We start from the raw sequence: 25,682 nt of genomic DNA, 5'->3' as shown, positions 1-25,682 counted from the left end.
CTGTCGGTTGTCGCCTCGGCGATAGTTGTCGGGGGTCCCGCCTCGGCGCAAGGGGGTTGTGCCTCGCCGCAACCGTCCTGGGGGTTCACCTGCGTGGCGTCGGCATCCAACGTCTCGCTGGCGAGTTGTCTGAAGGACGCGCCGCTGTGGAGTGATCGGGCGCGTTGTGAAGCGCGGACCGACGGCAGCGGCAGGTACGACCTCTGGGTGCCGTCGAACTAACCGTCCCGGCGCCTCCGGGAATCACCCGATCCGGTGGAATTGATACCTGTTCTAGTTTTTTCCGGTTAAGGTGTTGCTCATGACCGCTTGGGTGTTACGAGCCACTGTCCTGGGCGCGCTGGTCGTCGGCTTACGGTTGCTGCTCGCCGTCGCGATGGCGTTCGCGCCGACCTACGGCACGATCTGGCGGGTGGCCTGCCTCGCCGTGATCGTGGGTGTCGTGGTCGCCTGGGGAATGCGCGACGGCCAGGCGGGCGCCGCCACCGATCTCACCGTGCGCTGGCTGGCGGCCGGGGCCGTCGCCGGCCTCGCGAGCGGGGCCGTATGCCTGGTCCTCGATCAGGTGCCCGGCATCGAACTCGGCGAAGCCGGTGCGCTGTTCGAGCTGACCTCGGCGGCGTCGTTCATCCTGCTGCTGGTGTTCCTGCCGGCGATGGCGGGCGTCGCCCTCGGTCGTCGACGGGCACGGCGCACCCCCGAATCCACCGCCACCGCTCCCCAGACCCAGCCGGAGTTCGCGCCGGTCGTCTGAGTCCACCGATACTGTGCCCGGCGAGGACCTCTCGCCGGGCACAGTGCCGTGTCAGAGCAGAATCGGGCCGCCGGTGGAGGCCTCACGCGCGATCGCCGAGTAGGCCGCGGCCAGCAGCGACGGATCCGGACCCTCGAGCCTGCCCGGCTTGGCCAGCCCGTCGAGTACCACGAACCGCAGCACGCCCGAGCGGGTCTTCTTGTCGGTCTGCATGGCGTCCATCAGCTGCGGGAGCGCGTCACCGTCGTAGCTGACCGGTAGTCCGACGCTCTCCAGGATGGTGCGGTGCCGGTCGGCGGTGGCGTCGTCGAGACGGCCGGCCAGCCTGCCCAGCTCGGCCGCGAACACCAGGCCGACGGAGACGGCGGCGCCGTGGCGCCACCGGTAGCGTTCGCGGCGCTCCACGGCGTGGCCCAGCGTGTGGCCGTAGTTGAGGATCTCGCGCAGGCTCGACTCCTTGAGGTCGGCCGCCACGACATCGGCCTTGACCTGGATGGCGCGCCGGATCAGCTCCGGCAGCACGTCACCGGTGGGATCGAGCGCGGCCTCCGGGTCGGCCTCGATGAGATCCAGGATCACCGGGTCGGCGATGAAACCGGCCTTGATGATCTCGGCCATGCCCGCGACGATCTCGTTGCGCGGCACCGTCTCCAGGGTGGCCAGGTCGACCAGCACGGCGCTCGGCTCGTGGAAGCTGCCGACGAGGTTCTTGCCCGCCTCGGTGTTGATGCCGGTCTTGCCGCCGACCGCGGCGTCGACCATCGCCAGCAGCGTGGTCGGCACGTGCACGATGCGCACCCCGCGCATCCAGGTGGCGGCGACGAAGCCGGCCAGGTCGGTGGCCGCGCCACCGCCGAGGCTCACGATGGCGTCGTTGCGGGTCAGCCCGATCCGGCCGAGCACCTCCCAGCAGAACCCGGCCACGGCCAGGTCCTTGCCGTCCTCGGCGTCGGGGATCTCGATGCGGTGCGCGTCGATCCCGGTGTCGGCCAGCGCTTTCCGCACGACCTCGGCGGTCTCGGCCAGTGGCGGCTGATGGAAGATCGCCACGGTCCGCACGGCGTTGCCCGCGGTGACCGCCTCGACGAGATCGCCGAGCAGCCCGCGTCCGATGATCACCGGGTACGGGTCGGCGGTGCGGACCTGGATGGTGGTCGGCTCTGTCACGTGCGCTGCTCCGATTCTTTCTGGTCGTTGGTCTTGCGCCGGCCGCCGCGTCGGCGCGGCCGGTTGCGCCGGGTGCGCTCGCCCTGGGCGGTCGCGCGATCCGCGTCGCCGGGCTGGCCCGCTCCGGACCGCTGCCCGGTCGGCGCCGGAGTGCCGGTGCGCTGGCCCGCCGGGCGATCCGGTGACGTCGCACCGGGCTGGGCCGCGGGTTCCCCGCCGGGCGCGCGGGTCGACCTGGCGTCGGTCTCGCGGTTCGCGCCCGCCGAGCGGATGCGAACCCCGCCGCGCCGGGACCTGGTGCGCCGGGACCGGCGGGCGCCGGTCGTGCGCGCCTCGCCTTGCGGCGTGCCCGCGTCACCACCGGGTGCCTGCTCGGAGCCGGATCGCGTTGCCGCCGAACCGGTCCGGTCGATCGTGGCCTGCTCGGTCGCCCGGCGCGCGGCCGCGGCGCGTGCCCTGGCGCGGCGTCGCGCCCTGGACCGGTTGCTGCCGATCCCGGGCCTGCTGGTGGCCGAACCCGAAGCGGCGGTACCGGATCCGCCCGTGGCTCGCTCGGCGTCGAGATCGGTGCGCACCGATTCCAGGCCGAGTTTGGTGAGGATCATCCGCACCACCCGGCCGGGGCTGCGCCCGTCGGTCCGCACGCGCACCGTGGCGACCTCGCGGTAGAGCGGGCGCCGGATCCGCATCAGCTCCCGGTACTTGGCACCGGGATCGGTACCGTTGAGCAGCGGTCGCGCATTGCTGGAGCCGGTACGCCGAAGTCCTTCGGCCACACTGATTTCCAGGTAGACCACGGTCGCGGAACGCAACACCTCGCGAGTCCGCGCCGACAGCACCGACCCGCCACCGAGGGAGACGACGCCATCGTGCTCGAGCACCGCCCGGCGCACCACCAGTTCCTCGATCCGGCGGAACTCCGGCTCGCCGTCGGTCGCGAAGATCTCCGGAATCCCGCGCCCGGTGTCGGCCTCGATCCCGGCATCGGTGTCGTACAGCTCGACCCCGAGCTCCCGCGCGAGCTTGCGCCCGATCGTCGACTTCCCCGACCCCGGCGGCCCGACCAGCACCACACGCGCGCGAGGTTCAGCCACCGCCTCGATATCGGCAGCGCCGGTCTGCTCGGCGGTCCCGGTCGCTTCGCCAGTGGTCCCAGCCGACTCGGCGCCAGCGGGTGCGCCAGCGGTCTCGGTCGGCTCGACGTCACCGAGTTCGTCAGTGGTTTCGGTCGGCTCGACGTCACCGAGTTCGTCAGTGGTTTCGGCCGGCTCGACGTCACCGGGTACGTCAGTGGTCTCGGTCGGCCCGGCGTCACCGGGTACGCCAGGGGTCCCGGCCGGCTCGGCGTCAGCGGTCGCTTCAGCGGTTCGGGACGCCTCGGGGTCGCTGGTTGTGTCGGCGTCACCGTTCGGATTGGCGGCGCTGGTACTGGTCTCGCCAGCAGCGCCAGCAGCGCCAGTCGTGTCGGCAGCGCCAGTCGCGTCGGCAGCATCGGCAGCGCCAGTCGCGTCGGCAGCGCCAGTCGTGCCAGCGGGGCCGGTCGTGTCAGTAGTGTTGGTCGCGTCAGCAGTGCCAGCAGCGCCAGTCGTGTCGGCAGTGTTGGTCGCGCCAGCAGTGCCAGCTGCGCTAGTCGCGTCGGTCGCGCCAGCGGTGTCAGCGGTGCCGGTCGCGTTGACGGGGCTGACTACTCGGTCGGCGCGATCGTTCGTGCCGACAGTCGATGGGGGACCCGCGTCGTTGTCCTCCGCGGCCCCCTCCTGTCCCTGCCCGGTCACGGCGTGCGGCTGTCCGCGGGCACGTGCGGGCGGTTGCCGATCCGCTTGATGTAGCTGGTGATGTTGTCGAGGGTCTCGGTCAGCGAGTCGCCGCCGAACTTCTCCAGCGCCGCCTGCGCCAGCACGAGCGCGACCATCGACTCCGCGACCACGGCGGCCGCGGGCACCGCGCACACATCCGAGCGCTGGTGGATGGCGACGGCTTCCTCGCCGGTGGACATGTCGACGGTCGACAGCGCACGCGGCACGGTCGAGATCGGCTTCATCGCGGCGCGCACCCGCAGCGCCTCGCCGTTGGTCATGCCGCCTTCGAGACCGCCCGCACGGTTGGTCGAGCGCAGCACACCGTCGGGGCCGGGACGCATCTCGTCGTGGGCCTGGCTGCCGCGCCTGCGCGCGGTCTCGAAACCGTCGCCCACCTCGACACCCTTGATGGCCTGGATGCCCATGAGGGCGGCGGCCAGCCGCGAGTCCAGCCGCTGCTCGCCGCTGATGAACGAGCCGAGCCCGATCGGCAGACCGTCGACGATCACCTCGACGACGCCGCCGAGGGTGTCGCCGTCCTTCTTGGCCGCCTCGATCTCGGCGATCATCGCCGCCTCGGCGTCGGCGTCGAACGCGCGGACCGGGCTGGCGTCGATGGCGTCGAGATCGTGCGCACCGGGGGTGACACCGGTGGTGTTGGCCGCGGTGCCGATCGACACCACGTGCGAGATGACCTCGACACCGAAGGCCTGACGCAGGAAGTTGCGGGCGACCGTGCCCGCCGCGACGCGGGCCGCGGTCTCGCGGGCGCTGGCCCGCTCGAGCACCGGGCGGGCGTCCTCGAAGTTGTACTTGAGCATGCCGGAGTAGTCGGCGTGACCGGGCCGCGGACGGGTCAGCGGCGCGTTGCGCGCCATCCCGGCGAGCGCCTCCTCGTCGACCGGGTCGGCCGACATCACCTCGGTCCACTTGGGCCACTCGGAATTGGCGACCTCGATCGCGACCGGACCACCCATGGTCCGGCCGTGGCGCACGCCGCCGACCAGGGTGACCTTGTCGGCCTCGAACTTCATCCGGGCGCCGCGCCCGTAACCGAGCCGACGGCGCGCGAGCTGTGCGGAGACGTCGTCCGTTGTCACCTCGACTCCGGCGACCATCCCTTCCAGGAGGGCGACGAGAGCGGGACCATGGGATTCTCCGGCAGTTATCCAGCGCAACACGCCGACCATCTTCCCATGTCGCCGCGCGTGGTCGGGCACGTGGGCCGACGTGATGAGCGGCACGTCGCCGCCGCGCCGGGCCGCGCGGTGGCGGCCACCGCCCCGATCGTGCTGCACCGACCCGGTCCCGACCGGTATCGGGGTACCGGCGCCAGGTGTGTGATCGGCCCGGCGCGTCGCGCTGCCGGTCATGCCAGCGCCATCGCGGTGACGGTGGCCAGGCACATGGCCGGACCGTGCGGCACCGGTCGCCGCGACCGGGACCCGCCCGTGCCGTGACCCAGTGCCGCGCGCAGCCGGTGCCCACCGAGCATGCCCACCGCGATCGCCGCCGTGAGCGCGGGCGCGGCGATCGCCGCCCACACCCACGCGGGCGGTCCCGCGAGCGCGGCGGCGGCCCCGAGACCCACCGCCAGCTTCACGTCACCGGCGCCGAGCGCGGCCGGGGAGAGCAGATGGATCACCAGGTACGGCATGGTCAGCAACGCGGCCCCGATGAGCGCCGTCGCCAGGTTCCCGGTGTACCCCGCGTAGAGGAACACCGCCGCCGCGCCGACGCCGGTGAGGGCGTTGGGGAGCCGGCGGGCATGGATATCGAGGACACCCAGCAGCAAGCACCAGGCGATGAGCAGGCAGAACGCGGCAGTGGTCATGCGTTCGATCGTGCGCGGCGGCGCGCGCCCCGGCGAGGCCCGATCGGCGAATGTGGACAACTCCGCGCGATGTGGACAACGAGGTGTCCAGTCGGGCGCGCGGTGGACGCGCCGACGCCGGGAAAAGTGCCGAGTTCGGTGCCGACGTGTCGGTCGTCGAGCGGTAGCGTTGACCCATGTGTGCTGATACCCCGCGTCCCGATCACGCGGCACGGCGTGGTGCTCTGCGGAGCCTGCTGGTGGAGAACGGCGTCGACGCGCTGCTGGTCACCGATCTGGTCAATATCCGCTACCTGACCGGGTTCACCGGCTCCAATGCCGTGCTCCTGGTGCACTCCTGGGATATGCGCGGTGCCGAGGACCGCACCGTCATCGGCACCGACGGCCGCTATTCCGCGCAGGTGGCCGTGCAGGTCCCCGATCTGAGCGCCGAGATCTCCCGGGCCACCGCGCGGCGGATCATCGAGCTGGCCGGCGAATGGCAGCTGGGCCGGATCGGCTTCGAGAGCCACGTGGTCACCGTCGCCGAGCACACCTCGTTCCAGTCATTGCGCACCGGACTGCAGCTGGTACCGACCAACGGGCTGGTCGAGCAGCTGCGCATGGTCAAAGACGACTACGAGATCGCCCAGCTGCGCGCGGCCTGCGCGGCCGCCGACGCGGGTCTGGCCGACCTGCTCGACCGCGGCCTGATCCGGCCGGGCCGCACCGAACGCCAGGTCGCCCGCGACCTGGAGTGGGCGATGTTCGAGCACGGCGCCGAAGCGATCTCGTTCGAGACGATCGTCGCCACCGGCGTGAACTCCGCCGTGCCGCATCACCGCCCGACCGGCGCGGTCCTGGCCACCGGCGACTTCGTCAAACTCGACTTCGGCGCGGTCGTCGACGGCTACCACTCCGACATGACCCGCACCCTCGTCCTCGGCAGGCCCGAGGACTGGCAGCGCGAGATCTACGAACTGGTGGCCCGGTCCCAGCGAGCCGGGCGCGAGGCGCTGAAACCGGGCGCGGGGACCGCCGAGGTCGACGCCGCCGCCCGGGTCGTCATCGAGGAGGCGGGCTACGGTCCGCAGTTCGTGCACGGCCTCGGGCACGGGGTCGGGTTGCAGATCCACGAAGCGCCCGGAGTGGCGAAAACGAGTACCGGTACACTACTTGCTGGCGTGGCGGTGACCGTCGAACCTGGTGTGTATCTTCCCGGCCGCGGCGGGGTCCGGATCGAGGACACGCTCGTGGTACGCGAGGCGGGCCCGGACCTGCTCACCCTCACCAGCAAGGACCTGACCGTCGTCGAGTGACGCCGGTCCCCAGAGACCGCAGTAAACGAACGAGGAGATCCGAGGACAGTGGCGGACACCAGCGACTTCAAGAACGGCCTTGTGCTGAAAATCGACGGTCAGCTCCAGCAGATCGTCGAGTTCCAGCACGTCAAGCCGGGTAAGGGCCCCGCTTTCGTGCGGACCAAGCTGAAGAACGTCGTGTCCGGCAAGGTCGTCGACAAGACCTTCAACGCGGGCGTCAAGGTCGAGACCGCGACCGTCGACCGTCGCGACATGACCTACCTGTACCACGACGGCACCGATTACATCTTCATGGACGGTGACACCTACGACCAGATCTCCATCCCGGAGGCCACCATCGGTCAGGGTGCGCGCTTCCTGCTGGAGAACATGGGCGTGCAGGTGGCCGTGCACGAGGACGCGCCGCTGTTCGTCGAGCTCCCCGTCACCATCGAGCTGGTCGTGCAGCACACCGACATCGGCCTGCAGGGTGACCGCTCCACCGGTGGCACCAAGCCCGCCACCCTGGAAACCGGCGCCGAGGTGCAGGTCCCGCTGTTCATCAACACCGGCGACAAGTTGAAGATCGACTCGCGCGACGGCAACTACCTCGGCCGCGTCAACGCCTGATCGTGACGGACTCCCCGGCAGACAAAAAGGGCTCGTTCAAGAAGCTCGGCGCACGCCACAAGGCGCGCCGCCGGGCCGTGGACCTGCTGTTCGAAGCGGAGGCGCGCGACGTCGACGTCTCCGACCTGCTCTCCGAACGCGCCGACCTGGCGACTCGTGACCAGAGCGTGGCTCCCGTGCACGCCTACACCTCGGTCCTGGTCGAAGGCGTCGCCGACGACCTGGACCGGGTCGACGGCACCATCGAGGGCTACCTGCAGGACTGGACGCTGTCGCGCCTGCCCGCCGTCGACCGGGCGATCCTGCGCATCGCGGTGTGGGAGCTGTTCCACGCCACCGACGTCCCCCCGGTGGTCGCGGTCGACGAGGCCGTCGAGCTGGCCAAGGAGCTGTCCACCGACGACTCGCCGTCGTTCGTGAACGGTGTGCTGGGGCAGGTCGTGCAGGTCGCGCCGCAGGTGCGCGCCGCCGCGGCCGCCACCAGGGCCGCGCGTCCCGCGCCGGAGGACCGGTCGTGACGAACAAGTACCTCGTCATGGTCATGCGCACCCCCGCGTTCGACCAGTCCGTGGTCGAACCGCACCGCGCGTTCCTGCAGGAACTGCTTGCCAAGGGGCAGCTGCAGGAGAGTGGCCGGTTCACCGACGGCACCGGCGGCGCCTACGTCGTCCTGGCCGAAAGCCTGGACGCCGCAACGGCTATCGCGCACGCCGATCCGGTGCACACCACCGGAGCGTCGGAACTGACGATCTACGAATGGGAGATCGCCGTCTCGGCGTGAGACCTTCCGGCGACAGCCGCGCATCCTGCCGGGATGCGCGGCTGTCGCCGTTTCCGGGCCACTTCCGATGCGGATCACGATGGCGTGCAGGAGAATGCAACCAGCATCGAACGCCGTCGGATCGGCGGGCTGGGGGAGACCGTGAGTGAGCATCCATCGTTGAGCAGCTGGCACATGACCCGGGCGCAATTGCTCTGGGCCGCACTCGGTCTGGCGGTCGTCTTCGCGATCCTGATCATGGCGCGGGGCAGTGTGCGCGAGATCTTCAAGGTGCAGCCGGATTTCGTGCTCGGCCTCTCGCTGTCGATCAGTACGATCTTCTTCACCAAGGCGTTCTCCCGGTCGGGGATCGCCTCGGCGGTGCACCACATCCACGAACCGCGGGATCCGAATGTGCTGGCCGCCCTGGATTCCGCGGTCGATCAGCGGCTGCACGCGATGGGGTTGCACGAGAACGTCGCGCTGCTCAGCCGCGATATCGCGGTGGCGAGCAAGCGGATCAACGAGTTCTACGATCTGCAGGCGATGGAGCCGCGCTTCCACGCGACGGCGCCGCTGCTGCGGGTGGCGCTGACCGACCTCGACGACGCGCTCGCCATCGTCAACCGGGTCGCCGACCGGATCGGTACCACCGAAACCACGCAGGTGTACCGCATTCCGGAGGCGACCAGGTCGCACCTCACCGACGCGCTGCGCGATGTCAGGGAGGCCTCGGCGCGGCGCAACGAGACCTACGAGGCGCTGCGCGCGCAGGTCGCCGGCGAACCGATCGACGATCTGTGGGGGCTGTTCGCGGTGCTCACCTCCGACACCCTCAAAGCGCAACGCGACTTGGAATCGCTGGTGAGCAAGTCGATCCAGTCGGTGCCCGCCGACCGCATCGCCGTCCTGCAGGGCTATGTCGCGGCGTCGCTGAGCCGGCTCGTCACCGTGGGTGACCTGATCCGCGCGCGTGGGCTCGCCGCGCCGCCCGCCCTGCAGATCATCGCCGAGGATCTGCGGCGCGCGCAGGCCAAGCTGACCAGGGCACAGGAATCCGACAGCGACCAGCCCGCGACGCAGGCGGCGGTGGCCTGAGCCGGATCCCGACGGCCTCCGCCGGTGGGTGTACGGGAAACCGGCGGAGGCGCGACCGACGCTGGGTGGCGCGGTGTCGGGTGTGCGCGGGGCACATCGGTGATCTTGCTACCTCGAGTGCGCTCGAGGTCAAGCCGGTTCAGCGGTCGGCGTGCACCAGGGGCGCGAGAAACCCGGTGACCTGCGCGGTCGAGGGCTGGCCCAGTCTGCGGCCGAGGACATCGGGGGCGTCGGCGACAGCGCGGCACCGATCGGGGTCGGTGTTGGCGGGGTCGGCCGAGTAGCGTTCGCCGACCATGATCGCGCGTCCGGCCTCCCGCCCGGTGCGCAGTTCGTAGACGGTGATCTCGTAGGTCGCCCGGAACAGATTGACCGTGCGGCCGATGGGGGAGCCCGGCGCCGCGGGGAGTTGGCAGGTCTGGACCAGGTCGCCCAGGCTGGTCTGGCGCATGCAGGCGATGAGCTGGACCGTGGCCGGGTCGGTCGGATGCCAGGCGGGCGAGCTGTTCGTCGCGACCATGGTGGCCAGGTCGCCTGACAGATAGGTCGGCCGCGCGCCGTCGCGCTGGTACTCCGCGGCGTTCGGGAACGGCTTGCGGTCGTCGCACATCCGGTCGTAGTCCGCCATCTCGAACCGGCTCGCCTGCACGGCGGTGATGGCGAAGAAGCCCGCCCCGAACAGGGCGATGAACAACAGCAGTCCGATGCCGGGCCCGATCCGCAGCCTGCGTCGCTCGCGCGGGCGACGCTCGCGCACCGGCGTGTTGCGCCACCGCTCGAGCAGCGACGGCCCGCCGGACCTGCTCGAGACCCGCTCCTGCGACCGGTTCGTGGCGGCCGGGCGGGCCGGGGTCCGATCCTGATCGACCCAGTCGCTCCAGTGGTCGGTGTCGTCGAATCGCTCGGCGCCGCCGTGGTGGGCGGAATCGGGGCTGCCCGATGACGCCGACCAGGCGGTGGCGGCGGTACCGGCAGCGGCGGCGTATCCGGGTGCCAGGTATGCCGGATCGTCCGGACCCTCGTCCTCGGGCCAGTCATCGTCATCGGCCATTGTCGGCTCGACTTCGTGCGGGACCTCGGCGTCCGAGTCATCGCCCGGTGCGGCGAAGTTGCTCGCGGCGACACTCGGCGAATCCAGGGGAGACTCGGCGGACCGGTCATCGGTCGACTTCACCAGCGACACAGCCTCTCCCGCATCCTCGCCGGAGACGGGTGTCGCTGCGGTGACGTCCGTACCGGTGACGGATTCGTCCGGCTCCGCAGGGGCAATGGCCGTTTCGTCGGGTGACGGAGCAGATCCGTCTTCCGCGCTGCCGGAAACCTCGACCCCGGTGTCCGGTTGGTCCGCGGAGCCGTCCGGTCCGTGGACTTCGGTCACGACCTCGTCGTCGGTGGGCTCCTCCGTGGTGGCGTCGGTACGCTCGGGCAGCGTGCCGACGGTGGGGGAAGCCACTGGTGTCAGGGGGTTTTCCGGATCGTGGGCGTCGATGTCATCCGGTGTGGGGTCGGCCGCTCCGGTCTCGTGGGCAGGCGACCGCGTCGGCTCAGCCGCCACAGGGTGCCGCTCCTCCGTGTTCTCGACAGCGTCCGGAGGTGCGGTCTCGGTACCGGAGCCGGGTGCGGACGGTGTCGCTCGCACGGGTTCCGTGTCGGGGGCAGGGGTGGCATCTGCCGCGTGCTCGGCGAGATCGGCTCCGGGGGACGCGGCTGACTCCGCGGCCTGCTCGGGCTCACCCGCGGTGTCGTCGGGAAGCTCCGCCGAGACCTCGGTTCTCGGCGTCAACGCAGTCTGCGAGTCGTCTTCTGTGGCAGCCATACTCACCAATCCCGCCAACGGCGCGACAGCACCGTTCGACTCCTCGCTGTGCCCCGCAGTGTCGTCCGAGGTCGCGGAGACGGTGCTCGGCGCCTGGTCGGCGGATTCCCGCGCCGCCGGACCTGATTCCTCGGTGTCGGCGGAGGTCCGTGACCGATGCGTGAGCCGATCGATCGCGGCGAGGAACCCGGGTGTGCTCGCCTGCGCCACTCGGGTGCCCACCCGGGAGGCGCCACGGCCGGGGGCGGTCTCGCCCTCCTCGGCCTGCCCGAGTCCGGCGGCGGCCGGTGCGGCCCTGGTCGAGGTCGACGGTTCCAGCCGCGCCGGAAAACCCTGGTCGGCCAACGCGACCCGGGACGGCAGCAGGTGGCTGAGATTCAGGGCCGCGAAGACGCGGCGCACATCGTTGACATTGAGCCGGACCGTGCGCCCGGTCTCGGCGTGGAAGTAGTCGCGCAGAGACGAGGAATCGTCGCGTTCGACCAGCACCGCCCGGTACCCGTCGGCGATGCGGGCCTCCTCGAGGGTGATCTGCGCGCCGGGCTGGGGGACCAGCGCGACCACGGCGTTCACCCAGCCGAAGATCCCGGACTGCTGCAGCAGGTTCTTGGCGGCGAAGACCTGCCTGCGCACCTGGACGAACGGATTGGGCACCCGCACTGCGTGATAGAGCGCGGCCTCCGCGCCGTCGACCGTCCAGGGGCCGTTGGGCGGGGTGGCGAGCACACCGTCCTGGCGCGCGGTGAACCCCTTCACCTCCACCACGGTGGCTCCCTGCGGCGTACACACCAGCGCGTCGACCTCGACCGATCCGCCCCGGCTCTCCGGCACATGGCAGCGGAAGATCGCCACGCCCCCTACCTCGGACGCGGCCCATTCCCGGATCGCCGCCGCGACGACCTCTTCTGCGCCTTCGAGTTCGGTTTCGTCCGCGACAACGACGATCACCACGACCCCCTGAGCAACCGATTGCGGACCCCTACCAGGATACGACCTCCGTCCGCGACATCGAAACCGAATCCTGTTGTCGAGCAACAGAATCGGCAATGACGATTACCGCTCTCACCGGGCGCCGCCCGGGGTGTGGCGGGACGGGGACGAGGTCGCCCATTCCAGTGGCGGGCGGGTCACCTGACCTGCGACAACGGCCGTTCCCGTGGGCCGGTGTACGGCCAGGAAGCCGAACGGCCGGTCGATGCGTACGGAGGTGATCGTCGACCACTGCTCCTGGGGGACGCTGCCCAAGCGCATCGCGACGGCGGTGACAGCGGCGGCCTCGAACCCCTCGGCGTCGAATCGGGCCATCACGTGCTGCCCGGCGGCGCTCACCGCCAGCGGAGTGTCGGAGATCCCGGGGAAGTGCCCGGACTCCGCGTTGCCCGCGGCGCCGAGGCCGAACAGGGCGGCATGGCGGGTGAGGTCGTGCGCGCCGCGAACCTCGAACGGCGGGAGCTGCACCTGGACACGGTCACCGGCCGCGCCGAAGATCTTGCGCCGCAGCACCGTCAGGCACGGGGCTGTCGTGTCGGGGGTGGGCGCGACCGCATCGGGTATCGCGCCGTCGAGCGCGGCCAGCCCGGCGGCCAGCGCCTGCCGTGGCCCGTCGGCACCGATCAGCAGGTGCACGTCGAGATCACCGGTGCCGGTGACGATCACCCTGGTCACGTCGGTGCCGAGGACCGAGACGCTGCCGTCGGCGTGCCCGGTGCGGTACAACCCCGGTCCCTGATGTCCCTGCCACGGTCCGGATTCCGGTGTCCAGCGGATCAGCTGAAACGGCGTCACCCAGCGGGTCCGGGCGACCAGCGCGGTGGCCAGCGCGAACACCGTCGAGGCGTCGACGGTGACCGGGAACGTCTCGATCAATCCGCCGGTGCGCTCGCTCGCCCAGGCATCGAGCGCGGCCTGATCCACCAGGGTTCCCGCCGAGCCCTCGGGCATGCTGCGGACCCACTCGTCCCGCAGCGCGATCCCCGGCCGCACCCAGGCGCCGGTCGCCAGCGCCACGTCGGCCGAGGAGTCGAGCGCGTGCAGCAACTCCAGCCCGGCCCGATGCGCAGACTCGGCCGAAACCTCCACCGCCGCCGCCAATTCCGCCCGAGCCGCCCCTTGGGCAGCCCCCGCCAGCAGCGCCAGCAGTACCCACGCGCCCGCGCCCGACACCACGGCGTCATCGTCGGCGAAGGTCGCGGTCCATCGCGCGGTCAGCGCATTCGACGAACGGACAGGCAACGCCAATCGACTCCCCATGTCCCGAATCCTACGGCCAGTGCCCGATCTCCGGCTCCGGCTCCCTCCTCATCGCCCGCCCCCGAGGCCGATTCCGTGGACTCGAACCGTGGGTGCCCGTCGCTGATCGCCGCGGGCCGACGGGATCACGGCCGCAGCAGGACCGTGCCGAGAGCGCTCCGCTCCTCGAGTTTGCGGTGGGCGTCGGCGGCTCCGGTCAGCGGCAGGACGGAGTCGATGCCGACGGTCAGCTGTCCCCGCGCGGCGGCGTCGAGGGCGTCCGCTCGTCGGCGGGCCACCTCGCCGAGCCAGGCGGGGCCCGCGCAGCCGGTGAGGGTGAGGCCGCGCAGGATCAGGTCGACGGCGGTGAGCTGGGTGGGGACTCCCGCGAGCCAGCCGTAGCTGAGGACGCGGCCGGTGCGCGGGGTGATCAGGTCGAGCAGCGGCGTCACGGAATCGCCGCCGATGGAGTCGAAGACGACGTCGACGGTGCCGCCTGCCAGCAGGTCGCGGAGCTGATCGGCCCAGGCGGGCGCGGTGTGGTCGACGACCTCGGCGGCGCCGTGCTCGCGGGCCAGCCGGGCCTTCTCGGCGCCGCCCGCGGTGGCGATCACCCGCACCCCGCGCGCCGCGCACAGCTGGGTGAGCGCGCTGCCGACGCCGGTGGCGGCCGCTTCGACCAGGACGGTCTCGCCCGGCGCGAGCGCCGCGGTCGCGACCAGGGCCAAGGCGACCGAGCCGGGCATCTGGGTGGCGGCGGCGAGGTCGGTGCGCAGGCCGTCGGGGATGACGGTCACCGAATCCGCCTCGGCCACCACGAGTTCGGCGTAGGCGCCGACGCCGCTGGTGGCGGCGACGACCCGGGTGCCGAGCAGCGCCGGGTCCACGCCGGCGCCGAGCTCGGTCACCGTGCCCGCCGCCTGGAACCCGAACACCGCGGGCAGTGCGACGGGGACGGGAAACTCGCCCGCCCGCACCTTGGTCTCCGGGTAGAGCACCGGGATCGCCTCGGCGCGGACGAGGACCTGCCCGTCGCCCGGTCGCGGTGCGTCGACCGCGCGCGGCACCAGCACCTCGGGGGCGCCGGTCTCGGTCATTACGATTGCCTGCATCAGAACTCCATAAGTTGACTGCCGGTCCAGATATTCGAACGATATGGACCGGCGGTCAACTTGTCAACGGATCGGCCGATGCCGAGGAAGCGACGCGATGACAGGCCAACGCCCCACCGAACGCGCCGACGCCGCGCGCAACCGTCGAGCGATCCTCGAGGCGACCGCCGCACTGTTGGCCGAACACGGTGCGGCGGGGGTGACCATGGATCGGGTCGCCGCGGCCGCGGGTGTTGCCAAAGGGACCATCTTCCATCGCTTCGGCAGCCGGGCCGGCCTGCTGTACGAGCTGGTGGCCGAGGGGGCGGCCGAGCTGATGGCGGCGGTGGCCGGCGGACCGCCGCCGCTGGGTCCCGGCGCGCCGGCGACCGACCGGCTACTCGCCTTCTTCGACGCGATGACGACGATGGTCACCGCTGACGTCGAACTCATCGCCGCCTACAAGGCCATGCCCCCGCACTCGCGCAGCGCGGAATTCCATGCCTTCTGGGCCGAACACATCACGGCATTGCTGCGCGAGGTCCGCCCGGAGATCGACGCCGAGACGGTGGGCGCGCTGTTGCTGTCGATCATCGGCGGGGAACTCGCGCAGCAGATGGCCAGGGCGGGCGAGGTCGACCGGCTGCGCGCGGGCGTGCGGGAACTCGTGCACTCGGTGCTGACCGTGCCGTGACCCGCTGCGGCGCAGTCGGTCACGGTGCCCGCGGCTGGCCGCGTGAACTGCTCGGCAGTCAGCCGGACCGCTGAGGTATGCCCGATCGAGCGTGTCGCGGGATCGTGCGGTAGCCGGGCCGGGGCGGTCTGCGCGGAGTCGTGGAACTCCGTGTCGGGCACGGGTTCCGGCGGGATCGTCAGCGTACGTTGCGCGGGCGGAACTGGATGCTGATGCGTGGGCCGACCGGGCGCGTGGTTTTGGGTACCGCGTGCTCCCAGGCGCGCTGGCAGGCGCCGCCCATCACCAGCAGGTCACCGTGTCCTGCGGTGAACCGCACGCTGGCCCCGCCGCCGCGTGGGCGCAGCAGCAGGGCGCGTGGTGCGCCGACCGAGACGATCGCGACCATGGTGTCGTGGGTGGCGCCGCGCCCGATCGTGTCGCCGTGCCAGGCCACGCTGTCGCGGCCGTCGCGATAGAAGCACAGCCCCGCGGTGCGGAAGGGTTCGCCGAGTTCGGCGGCGTAGTGCTCGCTCAGCGCGTCCCTGGCGGCGACGAGGATCCGGTCGGGGAGCGGGTCGTGCTCGCCGAAGAACGACACGAGGCGTGGCACGTCGACGACCCGGTCGTACATGGGTCGGCGCTCGGCGTGCCACGGCACCCGCTCCGCGAGCCGGTCGAACACCACGCTCGCGCCGCTCAGCCAGCCGGGCAGGACGTCCACCCAGGCCGTCGCGTCGAGCTGGGTGCGCCGGATCGGCTCGATCGAACCCAGCGCAACCGCCTCACCGTCGAACAGTGAACCTTGCAGGGGCAGCGACATGTCGACAGTCTAGCGCGGGTTCGAACGTATGTTCGGATCAGTGCCAGTATTCGTGTCGGGTGCCGTCGGTGTCGGCGACGAACACGATCGCGTCGGCGCCCGCGAGCCCGTCCGGCTCGAACGGGAGGTGACCGGGCACGATCGGCTCGCCCGCGCGGATCGACGCCGGGAGCGCGGCGCGCAGGGCGGGCGCGGAGAACAGTGCGCGGCGGGCGGTGGCCGCGGCCAGTTCGAACTGGAGGGTGCCCGGTGCGCTGGCCGGGTTCGCGTCGGTCGCCACGAACGTGTAGCGCTCACCCAGGGTGAGCGCGACCAGCGCGCCCGCCCCGGACCAGTGCGCGTCCTCGCCGCCCATGGTGAGGGTGGATCCGGCGCGTTGCAGGTGCACGTTGTGCGCGAAGACCAGGGTCGGTCCGCGTCCCTGCTCGGCGGCGACGATCGCGAGCAGGTTGTCGGCCATCATCTCCGCGCGGACGCTGAGCAGGTTCGCGATGCGATCGGGGCCGGGCGTGGCCATGGCGGCGTGGTAGCGCAGCAGGCCGAGCGCGGTGCGCGCGTAGGCGAGGGCGAGGTCGTATCCGGCCGGGTCGGCGGGCCGCACCGACGGTGCCGCGCGACGCAGCGCGCTCGCGATGTCGTCGGCGACGACGCGCAGCGCGCGGGCGCGCTCGGAATCGCCGATCGAGACGGCCGGGTCGTAGACGGCCGCCGGATTCGACCAGTCGGCATCCTCGCCGAGCAGCGCCTCGAGCTCGCGCATCGACGTCGGCCGCAGCGGTTCGGGCAGATACTCGCCGGCCGTGGTCAGAGCGACTCGGGGGCTGGGCACGTCGGTCTGCTCGGTCGGCGCGTCGAAGCCATGGAAGCGAAAGCGGTCGGCGGGGGCGCGGTCGGCGTTGTACGCGCGCAGCCATTCGACGAGTTCGCGATTGCCGGGCACGGCGCCGAAGTGGTGGCTGAAGCCGGTCGCCAGGACCGTCTCGAGATCGGTCGCCGCTCCATTGATGTAGTCGTCGACGATCGAGGCGGCGAAGACATCGGATTCCAGCGCGATCGATCGGAACCCCCGCTCGGCCAGCTGGGCCAGGAGTTCGTTGCGCAGCAACGGAAATGCCGCGATCCCGTGGGTGGGTTCGCCGAGGGCGAGCAGGACCGGCGGTTCGGCGCGGGTGGCGAGCAGGTCGTCGACGGCGCGGCCCAGGCTCGCCGCGTCGTCGAGCTCGCGGCCGAGGTCGCGCGGGGTGGTGACGGTAGGCATGAACACTCCTTGGTCGGAAGGCATGCCTTCGACAGTATCGTTGAAGGTTCGGGTGAAACTTTCGCGAATATTTCCTGGTGATAGTCGAGAAAAGTCTCAAAGGAGGCAGAGCTTGCGGCCGATCGATCTGGCCCGGGAACACGGCTTGTCCGCCCAGGCGATCCGCAATTACGACGAGGCGGGCATCCTCCCGGCGGCCGAGCGCAGCGCGTCGGGATACCGGCGCTATACACCCCGGCACGCGCAGGCGTTGCGGGCCTTCCTCGCCCTGCGCGGCGGGCACGGGCATCAGCAGGCGGCCGCGATCCTGCGGGCCGTCCATCGCGGTGATCGCGAATCCGCGTACCGGCTCCTCGATGTCGCCCATGTCGCGCTGCTCGACGAGCGCGCCACCCGCACCGAGGTCGCCACCGCCCTCGGGAGCCTGTCGACCGCCGAGCCCGCGCCGATCGCCGGTCGCGCGTTGACCGTCGGTGAGCTCGCGCGCCGGATCGGTGTGCATCCGGCGACGCTGCGCACGTGGGAAGACGCGGGCATCCTGCGTCCCGAACGCGACGTGGGAACGGGCTATCGAATCTACGGAGCAGCGGCGGTGCGCGATGCCGAGATCGCGCGCCAGCTCCGGCGCGGCGGCTATCGGCTGGTCCAGGTGGCGCAGTTCGTCGAGTCCCTGCGCGCGGCGGGCGGAACCGAGGCGTTGCGCGTCTTTCTCGAGGATTGGCAGGATCGGCTGACCGCGCGCGGCAGGCACCTGCTAGCTGGTGCGGCCCAGCTCGACGGCTATCTGCGCCTGCTCGACGAGCCGTAGCGGCGGCGGGGAGTCGGCGAAAGCCGGAGCGGGCGAGGCCGAATCGCTCGTCGCCCCTTTCAAGGTATAGCCGACCCGGGGGCTTGCGGCAAGACCCCGGTCCTCCTGCACAATCTCACCTCGACATTCGGACCGGCGACAAATGGGAGTGACGCGAGTGCGTGAAATGAAGACCGACGTGATCGTGGTCGGCGCCGGACCTGCCGGGCTGATGCTGGCCGGGGAACTGTCCCTGGCCGGGGTGCGCCCCGTGGTGCTCGAACGACGCGCGGAGCCGGGCACCGCGCACAAGGCCAGCGGCCTGGGCGGCCGGATCCTGGACATGCTGCGCTATCGCGGCCTGCTCGACCGCTTCACCGCTGTCGGCAGCCCGATCCCGGCCCCGATCTTCCCGTTCGGCGGCATGCACGTCGACTTCGGTCCGCTGGCCGACGGGCCGATGGACGCGATGGGCATTCCGCAGGCGCGGGTCGAAGAGCTGCTCGCCGAGCGGGCCGTCGAACTGGGCGCGCAGATCCGCCGCGGGCACGAGGTGATCGCGCTCGCGCAGGACGACGACGCGGTGACCGTCGAAGTCACCGGGCCGGACGGGCCGTACCGTGTGCGCGCGCAATATGTGGTCGGGTGCGACGGCGGACGCAGCCGGATCCGGGAACTGGCCGCGATCCCGTTCCCCGGCAACACCTTTCCCGAGGTCAACCGGCTCGGTGTGGTCGCGCTGCCGGACTCGGTGGACGTGCTCGACGACGGCGGCATCGACGTGCCCGGCTTCGGGCCGATCCGGCCCGGCTTCACCCGCACCGAGCGCGGTGTCTTCGCGATCGGCCCGGTGCGGGCCGACGAGCGGGTGATGTTCTTCCAGACCACCGAGGAGGAGTTCACCGAATACGACAACGACGACCCGCTGACCCTGGCCGAACTCGGTGCCAGCGCCCAGCGGGTCCTCGGTGCCGAGCTGCCGCTGGGCGCACCGGTCCGGTTGTCGCGCTACCAGTTCCAGGCCCGCCGGGCCGAGCGCTACCGGGTCGGCCGGGTCCTGCTCGCCGGCGACGCCGCGCATCTGCTGCCCGCCACCGGCACGGCGCTCAATGTCGGCATGCTCGACTCGGTCAACCTGGCGTGGAAGCTGGCCGCCACCGTCCAGGGCACCGCCGCGCCCGGTCTGCTCGACACCTACCACGACGAGCGGTACGCCGCCGCGGGCCGGGCGTTGCAGCAGACCCGCGCCCAGGCCGCGCTGCGCCGTGGCCAGGACGAGGCCGCCGACGCGCTGCGCGCGGTGTTCCAGGAGCTGTTCGCCGACGAGCCCGCGCTGCGCAAGCTGGCGGGCATGATCTCGGCCGGTGACGTCCGCTATCCGGTTCCCGGCGCCGACCCGCACCCGCTGGCCGGCGCGTTCGCGCCCGACCTCGCGCTGCGCACCGAGCAGGGCCCGACCAGCGTCGCCGAACTGCTGCACGCCGCGCGGCCGGTCCTGCTCGACCTCGCCGATCGCGCGGAGCTGCGCGAGCTCGCCCTGGCACGGGAACCGCGGATCGTGATCGTCACCGCCGAGACCGCGGACCGGCCCGCCGACGCGCTGCTGCTGCGGCCCGACGCCTACGTCGCCTGGGCCGCGGGCGTCGACGAATCCGCCGACGCCGCGGCGCCCGCCCTGCGCGCCGCGCTCGACACCTGGGTCGGCACGCCCTGACGACGCCGTCGCGGATCAGCGGGCGACGCTGGTCGCCCGCTCGATCCGCGACAGCTTCTCGGGATTGCGCACCACGTACACACCGGTGATCGCTCCGTCGTCGAGGCGGACGGTGACGACGCTGTCGACCGTGCCGTCGCGCCGCACGATCAGGGCGGGCGCGCCGTTGATCTGGGTCGGCTCGGTCGACACCGCACCGGGGAACCGGGGCAGGCCGCCCGCCATCAACCGCGCGACCTTGTCGGCGCCGACGATCGGGCGCACGACCGCCTTGACCACACCGCCGCCGTCGGCGAGCAGCACCACCTCCGGCGCGAGCAGATCGAGCAGTCCCTGCAGGTCACCGGTCTCGACCGCGCGGGCGAACGCCGCCAGCGCGTCGCGGCTCTGCGCGGAGGACACCGGACCGCGCGGCCTGCGCGCGGCGACATGGGCCCTGGCCCGGTGCGCGATCTGGCGCACCGCGGCCGGGCTCTTGTCCACCGCGGCGGCGATCTCGTCGTAGGCCAGGTCGAAGACCTCGCGCAGGACGAACACCGCCCGTTCGACCGGGGCGAGCGTCTCGAGCACCAGCATCATCGCCATCGAGACGCTGTCGGCCAGCTCCACGTCCTCGGCGACATCCGGTGCGGTGAGCAGCGGTTCGGGCAGCCACGGCCCGACATAGGTCTCCTTGCGCCTGCCGAGGGTGCGCAGCCGGGTCAGCGCCTGCCGGGTCGCGACCCGGACGAGATACGCGCGCGGATCGCGGATCTCGGCCTGATCCACGTCGGCCCAGCGCAACCAGGTCTCCTGCAGCACGTCCTCGGCGTCGGCGGCCGAGCCCAGGATCTCGTAGGCGACCGTGAAGAGCAGGTTGCGGTGCGTGACGAAGGCCGCGGTGGCGGCGTCGGTTCCCTCGCTCATGCGTGGTCCTGTCTTTCGGTGCCGGTCTTCCCCATGAGACGCCGCGGCCGGCCACGGTGTGACAGTGGGGTCGGTCACGCGTTGAAATCCACGGTCGGCTGTGGATTACTCCTGGAGTGGATGCGATCTCGACGACCGAGCGGCCGACCCGCCCCGTCCTGCCCGGCTGGTCGGTGCCGCTGGTGTTCGTCGTCGGCGCGACCTCGCAGTACCTCGGCGCCGCGCTGGGCGTGTTCCTGTTCGACACCACCGAACCGGCGACCGTGGCGTGGTTGCGCGCCGCCGCGGCCGGGCTGGCGCTGCTGGCCTGGCGACGACCGTGGCGCACGCGGTGGACCCGGCGCGGTGTCGCCGTGGCGGCCGGGTTCGGCGTCGTCACGGTGTCGATGAACATCGTGTTCTACGAGGCGATCGCGCGGATTCCGCTGGGCACCGCCGTCGCCATCGAATTCCTCGGTCCGGTGGCGGTGGCCACGCTCGGCTCGCGCCGGGCCAGGGATGTGCTCGCGGTCGTGCTGGTCGCCGCCGGGGTGCTGCTGCTGGCCGGGGTGCAGTTCGACGTCGAGCCGGTCGGGCTGGCGTTCGCGGTCGCGTCGGCAGTGCTGTGGGCGGGCTACATCCTGGTCGGTAAGCGGGTGGCCGACGCGGGTGACGGGCTGGACTCGCTCGCTGTCGGCATGGCGGCCGCCGCGGCCCTGCTCGCGCCGTTCGTCCTGGTCCCGCAGCTCGCGATCGGCCCGTCGGTCTTCGCCGACCCCCGCACCTGGCTGTTCGGTCTCGGTGTCGGCGTGCTGTCGAGCGCGGTCCCGTACGCGCTGGACCAGGTCGTCCTGACCGCGGTCGGCCGGGCTCGCTTCGCGCTGTTGCTCGCGCTGCTGCCCGCCACCGCCACCGTCGTCGGTGCCATCGCCCTGGCCCAGCGCCCGACCGCCCTCGAACTGACCGGCATCGCCCTGGTCATGCTGGCCCTGACGATCAGCGCGCTCCCCGCCCGCCAGCCCGCCCCGGAGCCACCCGCCCCGCTGTAGCGGGAGCGGCACGCGGTTTGACCCTCACGTAGCGTCAGGGTCGACCATGCCGGTATGAACACATTTCCCGCTTTCGAGATGAGCCCGGTTCCCGTTCCCGGACCGGATGCCGTTGCGCCCGAGCCGTTCCGCGGTCTCTACGGCATGCCGATGTTCGTCACCGTGCCGACCGGGGATCTCGCCGCATCGGTGGATTTCTGGGTTCGTGGGCTCGGGTTCTTCGACCTGTTCACGGTGCCGGGGCAGCTGACGCATCTGCGCCGCTGGGCTTTTCAGGACGTCCTGCTGGTGCCGGGGGAGCGCCCGGCCGACGCGCCGGCCACCACGGTGAGTTTCTCGTGTGTGCTCGGTGAGATCGAGGGGATCGTCGCCGCGTGCGAGGCGGTGACACCCGGGTGCACGATCGGGCCCCGGGTCATGCCGTGGAACTCCGTCGAAGTCGAGGTCCGCACCCCGGAGAACCTCCGCGTGATCATGACGGCCGCCCAGCCGTTGGACCCGGACAGCCCGGCGGCCGCGCACCTCCGGTCGATCGGCATCGAAGCGCCTGAGCGATGACGGGCGCCGGGCACGGCACACTGGAGGCCGTGTCCGAACCGCTCACCGTCGGCGTCGCGGCGGAACTGCTCGGCGTCACGACGCGCACCCTGCACCACTGGGACGCGGTCGGGCTGGTGCACCCGTCCGACCGCACCGGCGCCGGCTATCGCCTGTACACGGCGGCCGATCTGGTCCGCGCCCAGCGCGTGGTCGTCTACCGCGAGCTCGGGGTGCCACTGGACGAGATCGGCGCGCTACTGGACGCGCCTGCCGCCGACGCGCTGGCCACCCTGCGCAAGCAACGCGACGCGCTGCACGCCAGGCTGCGGCGGCTGCGGCGCACCACCGAGGCGATGGACCGGATGATCGAGGCCAGGGAATCGGGCATCCGGCTCAGCCCGCAGGACCAGGTCGCGATCTTCGGTGGTGACTGGCAGCCGTCCTGGGTGGCGCAGGCCCGCGAGCGATGGGGCGACACCCCGCAGTGGACCCAGTACGCCGAACGCGCGGCGGAGCGCTCGGCGCGGGACTGGCAGCGGATCGCCGAGGACACCGCCGCCCTGCACGCCGACCTCGCCGACGCCCTCCGCGCCGGTGTCGCGCCCGGCAGTGCGCGCGCGGGCGCGCTGGCCGAACGGCATCGCGCGTCGATCGCGGTCTACTTCGACTGCACGCACGCGATGCATGTCTGCCTGGGCCGCCGCTACGTCGGCGACCCGGAGTACACGGCGTTCTACGACGCCATCGAGCCCGGTCTGACCAGCTGGTTGAGTGCGGCTATCGACGCCAATGCCCAGGCCAACGGTGTCGATCCCGAGACGGCCACCTGGGCCTGAGTCCGCCGCGAAACGAGCTGTCACAGTGATGATCTGGCGGATAGCCCCGAAGGTCTGGGTTTCGGTTCGCGCGCCTGTCGTGATCCGGTCGACGCCCGAGCTCAGCCGGTGACCGCGAAGACCAGCGCCGCGACCACCAGTGCGGCGAGCGCGCCCACATCGACCCGGGCCACCCGCAGCGTCCGCGGATTGAGCGTCCCGGGGCCGATCGTCGCGGTGAGCACGAGAAACGAAGCGGTGCTGAGGATTCCGGCCCCGATGGTCACCGCCCGGACCGACGGCACGAACGCGCCGACGATCAGCCCGATCCCGACCAGCGCGAGCAGAACGGCCCGATGCCGGAGCAACAACTCGAGATCCCGGTTCGGCACCTCCGTGCCGTAGGCCGTCGCGACCCGTCGCGGCGCCACCGCGACCACCCCGGGCAGTACATGCACCAGCCCCACGCCCACCAGCAACGCCGCGCCGACGATATCCCCGACCATCCGTCCACCTCTCCTTCGACACTGTTCGTGCAAGCATGGCGGGTATGGGCGCAGCACCACTTCCGGAAACGTGCCGACCTCCGGCGACGGTGTGGCTGTGGGCCGGGCATGCGATCTACCGTGGCCCGTCGCTGCGGCTGGACCGGCACTCCGGGTCGGTGGCCTGCCTGGCCGTCGGGCTCGACGCGGCGTTCACGGTCGAAGCCGACGCGATCGGCGCGCCGACGGTCCGCAGCGTGCTGGTGCCGCCGCGCACGCCGCACCGGATCGTCGCCGACGGCCGAATGCTGTTCTGCTACCTCGATCCCGGCTCACCCCGCGCCGCGGCCTGCCGGCACCGGATGCGCGAGGACATCGGGGGTTTCGGTGTCGCCCACGCGGACGAATCCGCGCTGATCCGGCTCGCCGCCACCGACTCCGCGCCGCTCGACCTCCTCGACCTGGCGTCCGGAACCGCGAGCCCCGCCCTCGATCCCCGGATCGTCGCCGCGACCGCCCTGCTGTGTGCCGACCCCGCCGCGGACGTCTCCGCCGATCAGCTCGCCGCGGCGGTCCATCTGTCGAAATCCCGGCTGCTGCACCTGTTCTCCGCCCAGGCGGGCACCACCTTCCGCCGCTATCGGGTGTGGGCCAGGATGCTCGCCGTCGGCCGGGCGGTGGCCGACGGCGCCGATCTCACCACCGCGTCGGCCGCCGCCGGATTCGCCAGCCCCTCCCATTTCAGCGACACCTTCCACGCCCTGTTCGGCCTGACCGCCGCCGAACTGCTGGGTGCCGGTACCCGCATCGTCGTCGAGGAACGGGCCTTGCTCGCGACATAGCGGCCCGAACCGGCTCGCCGATCGACGCGAATCCGGGTGCGCCCAGGGCCACGCTCGCCGGCCGTGACCCCGCGTCACGGTCGGCGAGCGGCTCAGCCCCGCGTCAGGAAGTTGTGGGCCTCGTGGATCGTGATGACCGGCTCCGCGGTCAGACCGACCTCCTGGCTGAGCGGCCGGATCGTGGTCTCCGCGAACTCCTGGAACTGGGCAGCGGACTCCCACACATCGGTGACATGGAACCCGTCGTCGGTCTTGCGCACCACATGGAAGATCATCCCGGGCCCGCCGGTGCCCCCGTGGGTGAAGCCCATCTTCTCCAGCACCTGGTCGTACTGCTCCAGCGTCGCGCCGGGGAAATCTAGTTCGACGGCAACAGCCATGACGTCATCTCCTTGCCGAATGGTCGTGCGGAAGGGTGCACGGAATCGCTCGTCCGCACCGCTCGGGCGGTCGAGCCGAAGGGGAGCGACGATCGAACCCGGCTCGTCGACGAGCCCGTCGAAGAAGATCGCCGTGACCCGGCGCTCCGATCGGGCCACGCTGTGCGCTGAAGATCGGCACCACATCCGGGCGAACGGGTGTGGTGCGCGTCACAGTCTAGTCGGCCCCCCTCACACCGACAAGCGCCTCCGCGCTCGACCGTTCCTGGAATCACCGTGCCGCGAAACCTGGACCCCGCCATGCCGTCCCGGATTATGGGAGAGATGACTCCCTCCCGGCTCTCGGACGACGCGGCGGACGCTCACGACTGTCTGATCTGCGCGAAGCATCGCGGGCGCGGCCCGTTGGTCGGGCCGATCGTCCATGCCGACGACGTTGTGGTCGTCAGTCATCGGGTTCTCGGTCGGGGCGCGGGGATCGTTCCGGGCTATCTGTTCGTCGAGCCGCGCCGCCACGTGGCGAGTCTCGCGCACCTGACGTGGCGGGAGGCGCGGGCCGTCGCGCACGCGACGTGGAGTGCGGCCCGCGCGCTCGATGCCGAGCTCGCACCCCGCCATGTCTTCACGATGATCGCCGGGCGCTCGGTGGCGCACGTCCATCAGCATGTGTTCGTCCGGCCGTGGGCGACGCCCGAGCACATCGACTGGCACGACGTGGACTCGTGGGCCGATCGCGAACACGTCGACGACGCCGGGCTGGCGGGGTTGTGCTCACGGCTGTCGGGGTGGTTCGGCCTGCCGCCGGTCGGGGGAGCGGGCGACGGTGGCCGGTCGGGTGGTTCGTGAATGGCGTCACGTGTGCTCGTGGGGGAGCCGGGTCGGGTGGGAGGTGAAACCGCAGCGCTCACAGGGGTTTCGGGTGGGGTGTGATCGGGGCCGCACGTGGTGTGGTGGGGTGGGGCGTCGTGGTCGC

25 protein-coding genes and 1 pseudogene are annotated in these 25,682 nt (G+C 71.6%); 14 read left to right on the top strand and 12 right to left on the bottom strand.

Translation table 11 applies throughout. The annotated features are described in order from the left end of the window. Nucleotides 1-301 precede the first annotated feature (301 nt). The gene (locus tag AB0L91_RS00575) at nt 302-754 is read left to right on the top strand and encodes a B-4DMT family transporter (RefSeq protein ID WP_355281430.1); all 453 of its coding nucleotides are present in this window, start codon (nt 302-304) and stop codon (nt 752-754) included. A 51-nt stretch (nt 755-805) separates the two neighbouring features. On the opposite strand, the gene aroB is transcribed toward AB0L91_RS00575, so the two are convergent. From aroB to AB0L91_RS00555, 4 genes and pseudogenes are all read right to left on the bottom strand, one after another. Continuing rightward, nucleotides 806-1,921 (bottom strand): 3-dehydroquinate synthase, encoded by a 1,116-nt coding sequence (aroB, locus tag AB0L91_RS00570; protein WP_218717161.1) that lies wholly within the window; start codon nt 1,919-1,921, stop codon nt 806-808. A gap of 587 nt (nt 1,922-2,508) precedes the next feature. Beyond that, nucleotides 2,509-3,015 (bottom strand): annotated as a pseudogene (locus AB0L91_RS00565) (shikimate kinase); the annotation flags it as partial. 677 nt (nt 3,016-3,692) lie between these two features. Next, nucleotides 3,693-4,901 carry a chorismate synthase gene (aroC, locus tag AB0L91_RS00560; RefSeq protein ID WP_365011123.1) on the bottom strand — a complete coding sequence of 403 codons (1,209 nt, stop codon included), beginning with the start codon at nt 4,899-4,901 and terminating at the stop codon, nt 3,693-3,695. A gap of 188 nt (nt 4,902-5,089) precedes the next feature. Continuing rightward, nucleotides 5,090-5,554, bottom strand: coding sequence for an A24 family peptidase (locus tag AB0L91_RS00555; RefSeq protein ID WP_365006758.1), 465 nt, complete (start codon nt 5,552-5,554; stop codon nt 5,090-5,092). Between the two features lie 176 nt (nt 5,555-5,730). Between AB0L91_RS00555 and AB0L91_RS00550 the strand changes: the two genes are divergently transcribed. The 5 genes from AB0L91_RS00550 to AB0L91_RS00530 all read left to right on the top strand — a co-directional run bounded on the left by AB0L91_RS00550 (nt 5,731) and on the right by AB0L91_RS00530 (nt 9,322). After that, nucleotides 5,731-6,852 (top strand): aminopeptidase P family protein, encoded by a 1,122-nt coding sequence (locus AB0L91_RS00550; protein ID WP_365006757.1) that lies wholly within the window; start codon nt 5,731-5,733, stop codon nt 6,850-6,852. 48 nt (nt 6,853-6,900) lie between these two features. Further along, complete coding sequence (gene efp, locus AB0L91_RS00545) at nt 6,901-7,464, top strand: elongation factor P (RefSeq protein ID WP_355281422.1); 564 nt, start codon at nt 6,901-6,903, stop codon at nt 7,462-7,464. 2 nt (nt 7,465-7,466) lie between these two features. After that, nucleotides 7,467-7,982, top strand: a complete 516-nt coding sequence (nusB, locus tag AB0L91_RS00540; protein ID WP_355281420.1) for a transcription antitermination factor NusB — start codon at nt 7,467-7,469, stop codon at nt 7,980-7,982. Then, nucleotides 7,979-8,245, top strand: coding sequence for a YciI family protein (locus AB0L91_RS00535; protein ID WP_357345053.1), 267 nt, complete (start codon nt 7,979-7,981; stop codon nt 8,243-8,245). The genes nusB and AB0L91_RS00535 overlap by 4 nt, the downstream gene beginning before the upstream one ends. Nucleotides 8,246-8,404: 159 nt before the next feature. Next, complete coding sequence (locus AB0L91_RS00530; protein ID WP_365006756.1) at nt 8,405-9,322, top strand: hypothetical protein; 918 nt, start codon at nt 8,405-8,407, stop codon at nt 9,320-9,322. A gap of 139 nt (nt 9,323-9,461) precedes the next feature. On the opposite strand, the gene AB0L91_RS00525 is transcribed toward AB0L91_RS00530, so the two are convergent. The 3 genes from AB0L91_RS00525 to AB0L91_RS00515 all read right to left on the bottom strand — a co-directional run bounded on the left by AB0L91_RS00525 (nt 9,462) and on the right by AB0L91_RS00515 (nt 14,479). Further along, nucleotides 9,462-12,086, bottom strand: a complete 2,625-nt coding sequence (locus AB0L91_RS00525; RefSeq protein ID WP_365006755.1) for an NERD domain-containing protein — start codon at nt 12,084-12,086, stop codon at nt 9,462-9,464. A gap of 114 nt (nt 12,087-12,200) precedes the next feature. Further along, entirely contained in the window at nt 12,201-13,388 is a 1,188-nt protein-coding gene (locus AB0L91_RS00520) for a serpin family protein (RefSeq protein WP_365006754.1), read from the bottom strand. Between the two features lie 125 nt (nt 13,389-13,513). Further along, nucleotides 13,514-14,479, bottom strand: coding sequence for a zinc-binding dehydrogenase (locus tag AB0L91_RS00515; RefSeq protein WP_365006753.1), 966 nt, complete (start codon nt 14,477-14,479; stop codon nt 13,514-13,516). 97 nt (nt 14,480-14,576) lie between these two features. On the opposite strand from AB0L91_RS00515, the gene AB0L91_RS00510 reads away from it, so the two are divergent. Further along, entirely contained in the window at nt 14,577-15,152 is a 576-nt protein-coding gene (locus AB0L91_RS00510; RefSeq protein WP_365006752.1) for a TetR/AcrR family transcriptional regulator, read from the top strand. A gap of 178 nt (nt 15,153-15,330) precedes the next feature. Here the strand turns inward: AB0L91_RS00510 and AB0L91_RS00505 are convergent, their stop codons facing one another. Both AB0L91_RS00505 and AB0L91_RS00500 read right to left on the bottom strand, forming a co-directional pair. Continuing rightward, on the bottom strand, nt 15,331-15,954 hold the full coding sequence (locus AB0L91_RS00505; RefSeq protein ID WP_365006751.1) for an alpha-ketoglutarate-dependent dioxygenase AlkB: 624 nt from the start codon (nt 15,952-15,954) through the stop codon (nt 15,331-15,333). A gap of 37 nt (nt 15,955-15,991) precedes the next feature. Next, nucleotides 15,992-17,212 (bottom strand): erythromycin esterase family protein, encoded by a 1,221-nt coding sequence (locus tag AB0L91_RS00500; RefSeq protein WP_365006750.1) that lies wholly within the window; start codon nt 17,210-17,212, stop codon nt 15,992-15,994. Nucleotides 17,213-17,324: 112 nt separating this feature from the next. Between AB0L91_RS00500 and AB0L91_RS00495 the strand changes: the two genes are divergently transcribed. Both AB0L91_RS00495 and AB0L91_RS00490 read left to right on the top strand, forming a co-directional pair. Then, the gene (locus tag AB0L91_RS00495; protein WP_365006749.1) at nt 17,325-18,020 is read left to right on the top strand and encodes a MerR family transcriptional regulator; all 696 of its coding nucleotides are present in this window, start codon (nt 17,325-17,327) and stop codon (nt 18,018-18,020) included. A gap of 166 nt (nt 18,021-18,186) precedes the next feature. Further along, nucleotides 18,187-19,713: an FAD-dependent monooxygenase gene (locus AB0L91_RS00490; protein ID WP_365011121.1), complete on the top strand. Its 1,527-nt coding sequence runs from the start codon at nt 18,187-18,189 to the stop codon at nt 19,711-19,713. Between the two features lie 15 nt (nt 19,714-19,728). Here AB0L91_RS00490 and AB0L91_RS00485 read toward each other — a convergent pair whose 3' ends face one another. Next, nucleotides 19,729-20,619: an RNA polymerase sigma-70 factor gene (locus AB0L91_RS00485; protein WP_365006748.1), complete on the bottom strand. Its 891-nt coding sequence runs from the start codon at nt 20,617-20,619 to the stop codon at nt 19,729-19,731. Nucleotides 20,620-20,735: 116 nt separating this feature from the next. Here AB0L91_RS00485 and AB0L91_RS00480 point away from each other — a divergent pair, with 116 nt between their 5' ends. The 3 genes from AB0L91_RS00480 to AB0L91_RS00470 are packed head-to-tail and all read left to right on the top strand — an operon-like array spanning nt 20,736 to nt 23,023. Then, nucleotides 20,736-21,647, top strand: a complete 912-nt coding sequence (locus tag AB0L91_RS00480; RefSeq protein ID WP_365006747.1) for an EamA family transporter — start codon at nt 20,736-20,738, stop codon at nt 21,645-21,647. Between the two features lie 54 nt (nt 21,648-21,701). Then, entirely contained in the window at nt 21,702-22,205 is a 504-nt protein-coding gene (locus AB0L91_RS00475; protein WP_357345075.1) for a VOC family protein, read from the top strand. 29 nt (nt 22,206-22,234) lie between these two features. Continuing rightward, complete coding sequence (locus tag AB0L91_RS00470) at nt 22,235-23,023, top strand: MerR family transcriptional regulator (RefSeq protein ID WP_357345077.1); 789 nt, start codon at nt 22,235-22,237, stop codon at nt 23,021-23,023. Between the two features lie 101 nt (nt 23,024-23,124). Here AB0L91_RS00470 and AB0L91_RS00465 read toward each other — a convergent pair whose 3' ends face one another. Continuing rightward, nucleotides 23,125-23,508, bottom strand: coding sequence for a hypothetical protein (locus AB0L91_RS00465; RefSeq protein WP_365006746.1), 384 nt, complete (start codon nt 23,506-23,508; stop codon nt 23,125-23,127). 44 nt (nt 23,509-23,552) lie between these two features. Here AB0L91_RS00465 and AB0L91_RS00460 point away from each other — a divergent pair, with 44 nt between their 5' ends. Beyond that, nucleotides 23,553-24,329, top strand: a complete 777-nt coding sequence (locus AB0L91_RS00460; RefSeq protein ID WP_365006745.1) for an AraC family transcriptional regulator — start codon at nt 23,553-23,555, stop codon at nt 24,327-24,329. 92 nt (nt 24,330-24,421) lie between these two features. Here AB0L91_RS00460 and AB0L91_RS00455 read toward each other — a convergent pair whose 3' ends face one another. After that, nucleotides 24,422-24,709, bottom strand: a complete 288-nt coding sequence (locus tag AB0L91_RS00455) for a hypothetical protein (protein WP_357345082.1) — start codon at nt 24,707-24,709, stop codon at nt 24,422-24,424. 324 nt (nt 24,710-25,033) lie between these two features. Between AB0L91_RS00455 and AB0L91_RS00450 the strand changes: the two genes are divergently transcribed. Continuing rightward, a complete protein-coding gene (locus AB0L91_RS00450; RefSeq protein ID WP_365006744.1) occupies nt 25,034-25,555 on the top strand; it encodes a hypothetical protein in 522 nt (173 codons plus the stop codon). Nucleotides 25,556-25,682 lie beyond the last annotated feature (127 nt).

Origin of the sequence: Nocardia sp. NPDC051833 (assembly GCF_040681225.1) — a bacterium.
In the GTDB taxonomy this organism is placed as follows: Bacteria; Actinomycetota; Actinomycetes; order Mycobacteriales; family Mycobacteriaceae; genus Nocardia.
The sequence above is the reverse complement of the archived record's forward strand: the minus strand, read 5'-3'. Positions and strand labels throughout refer to the sequence as shown.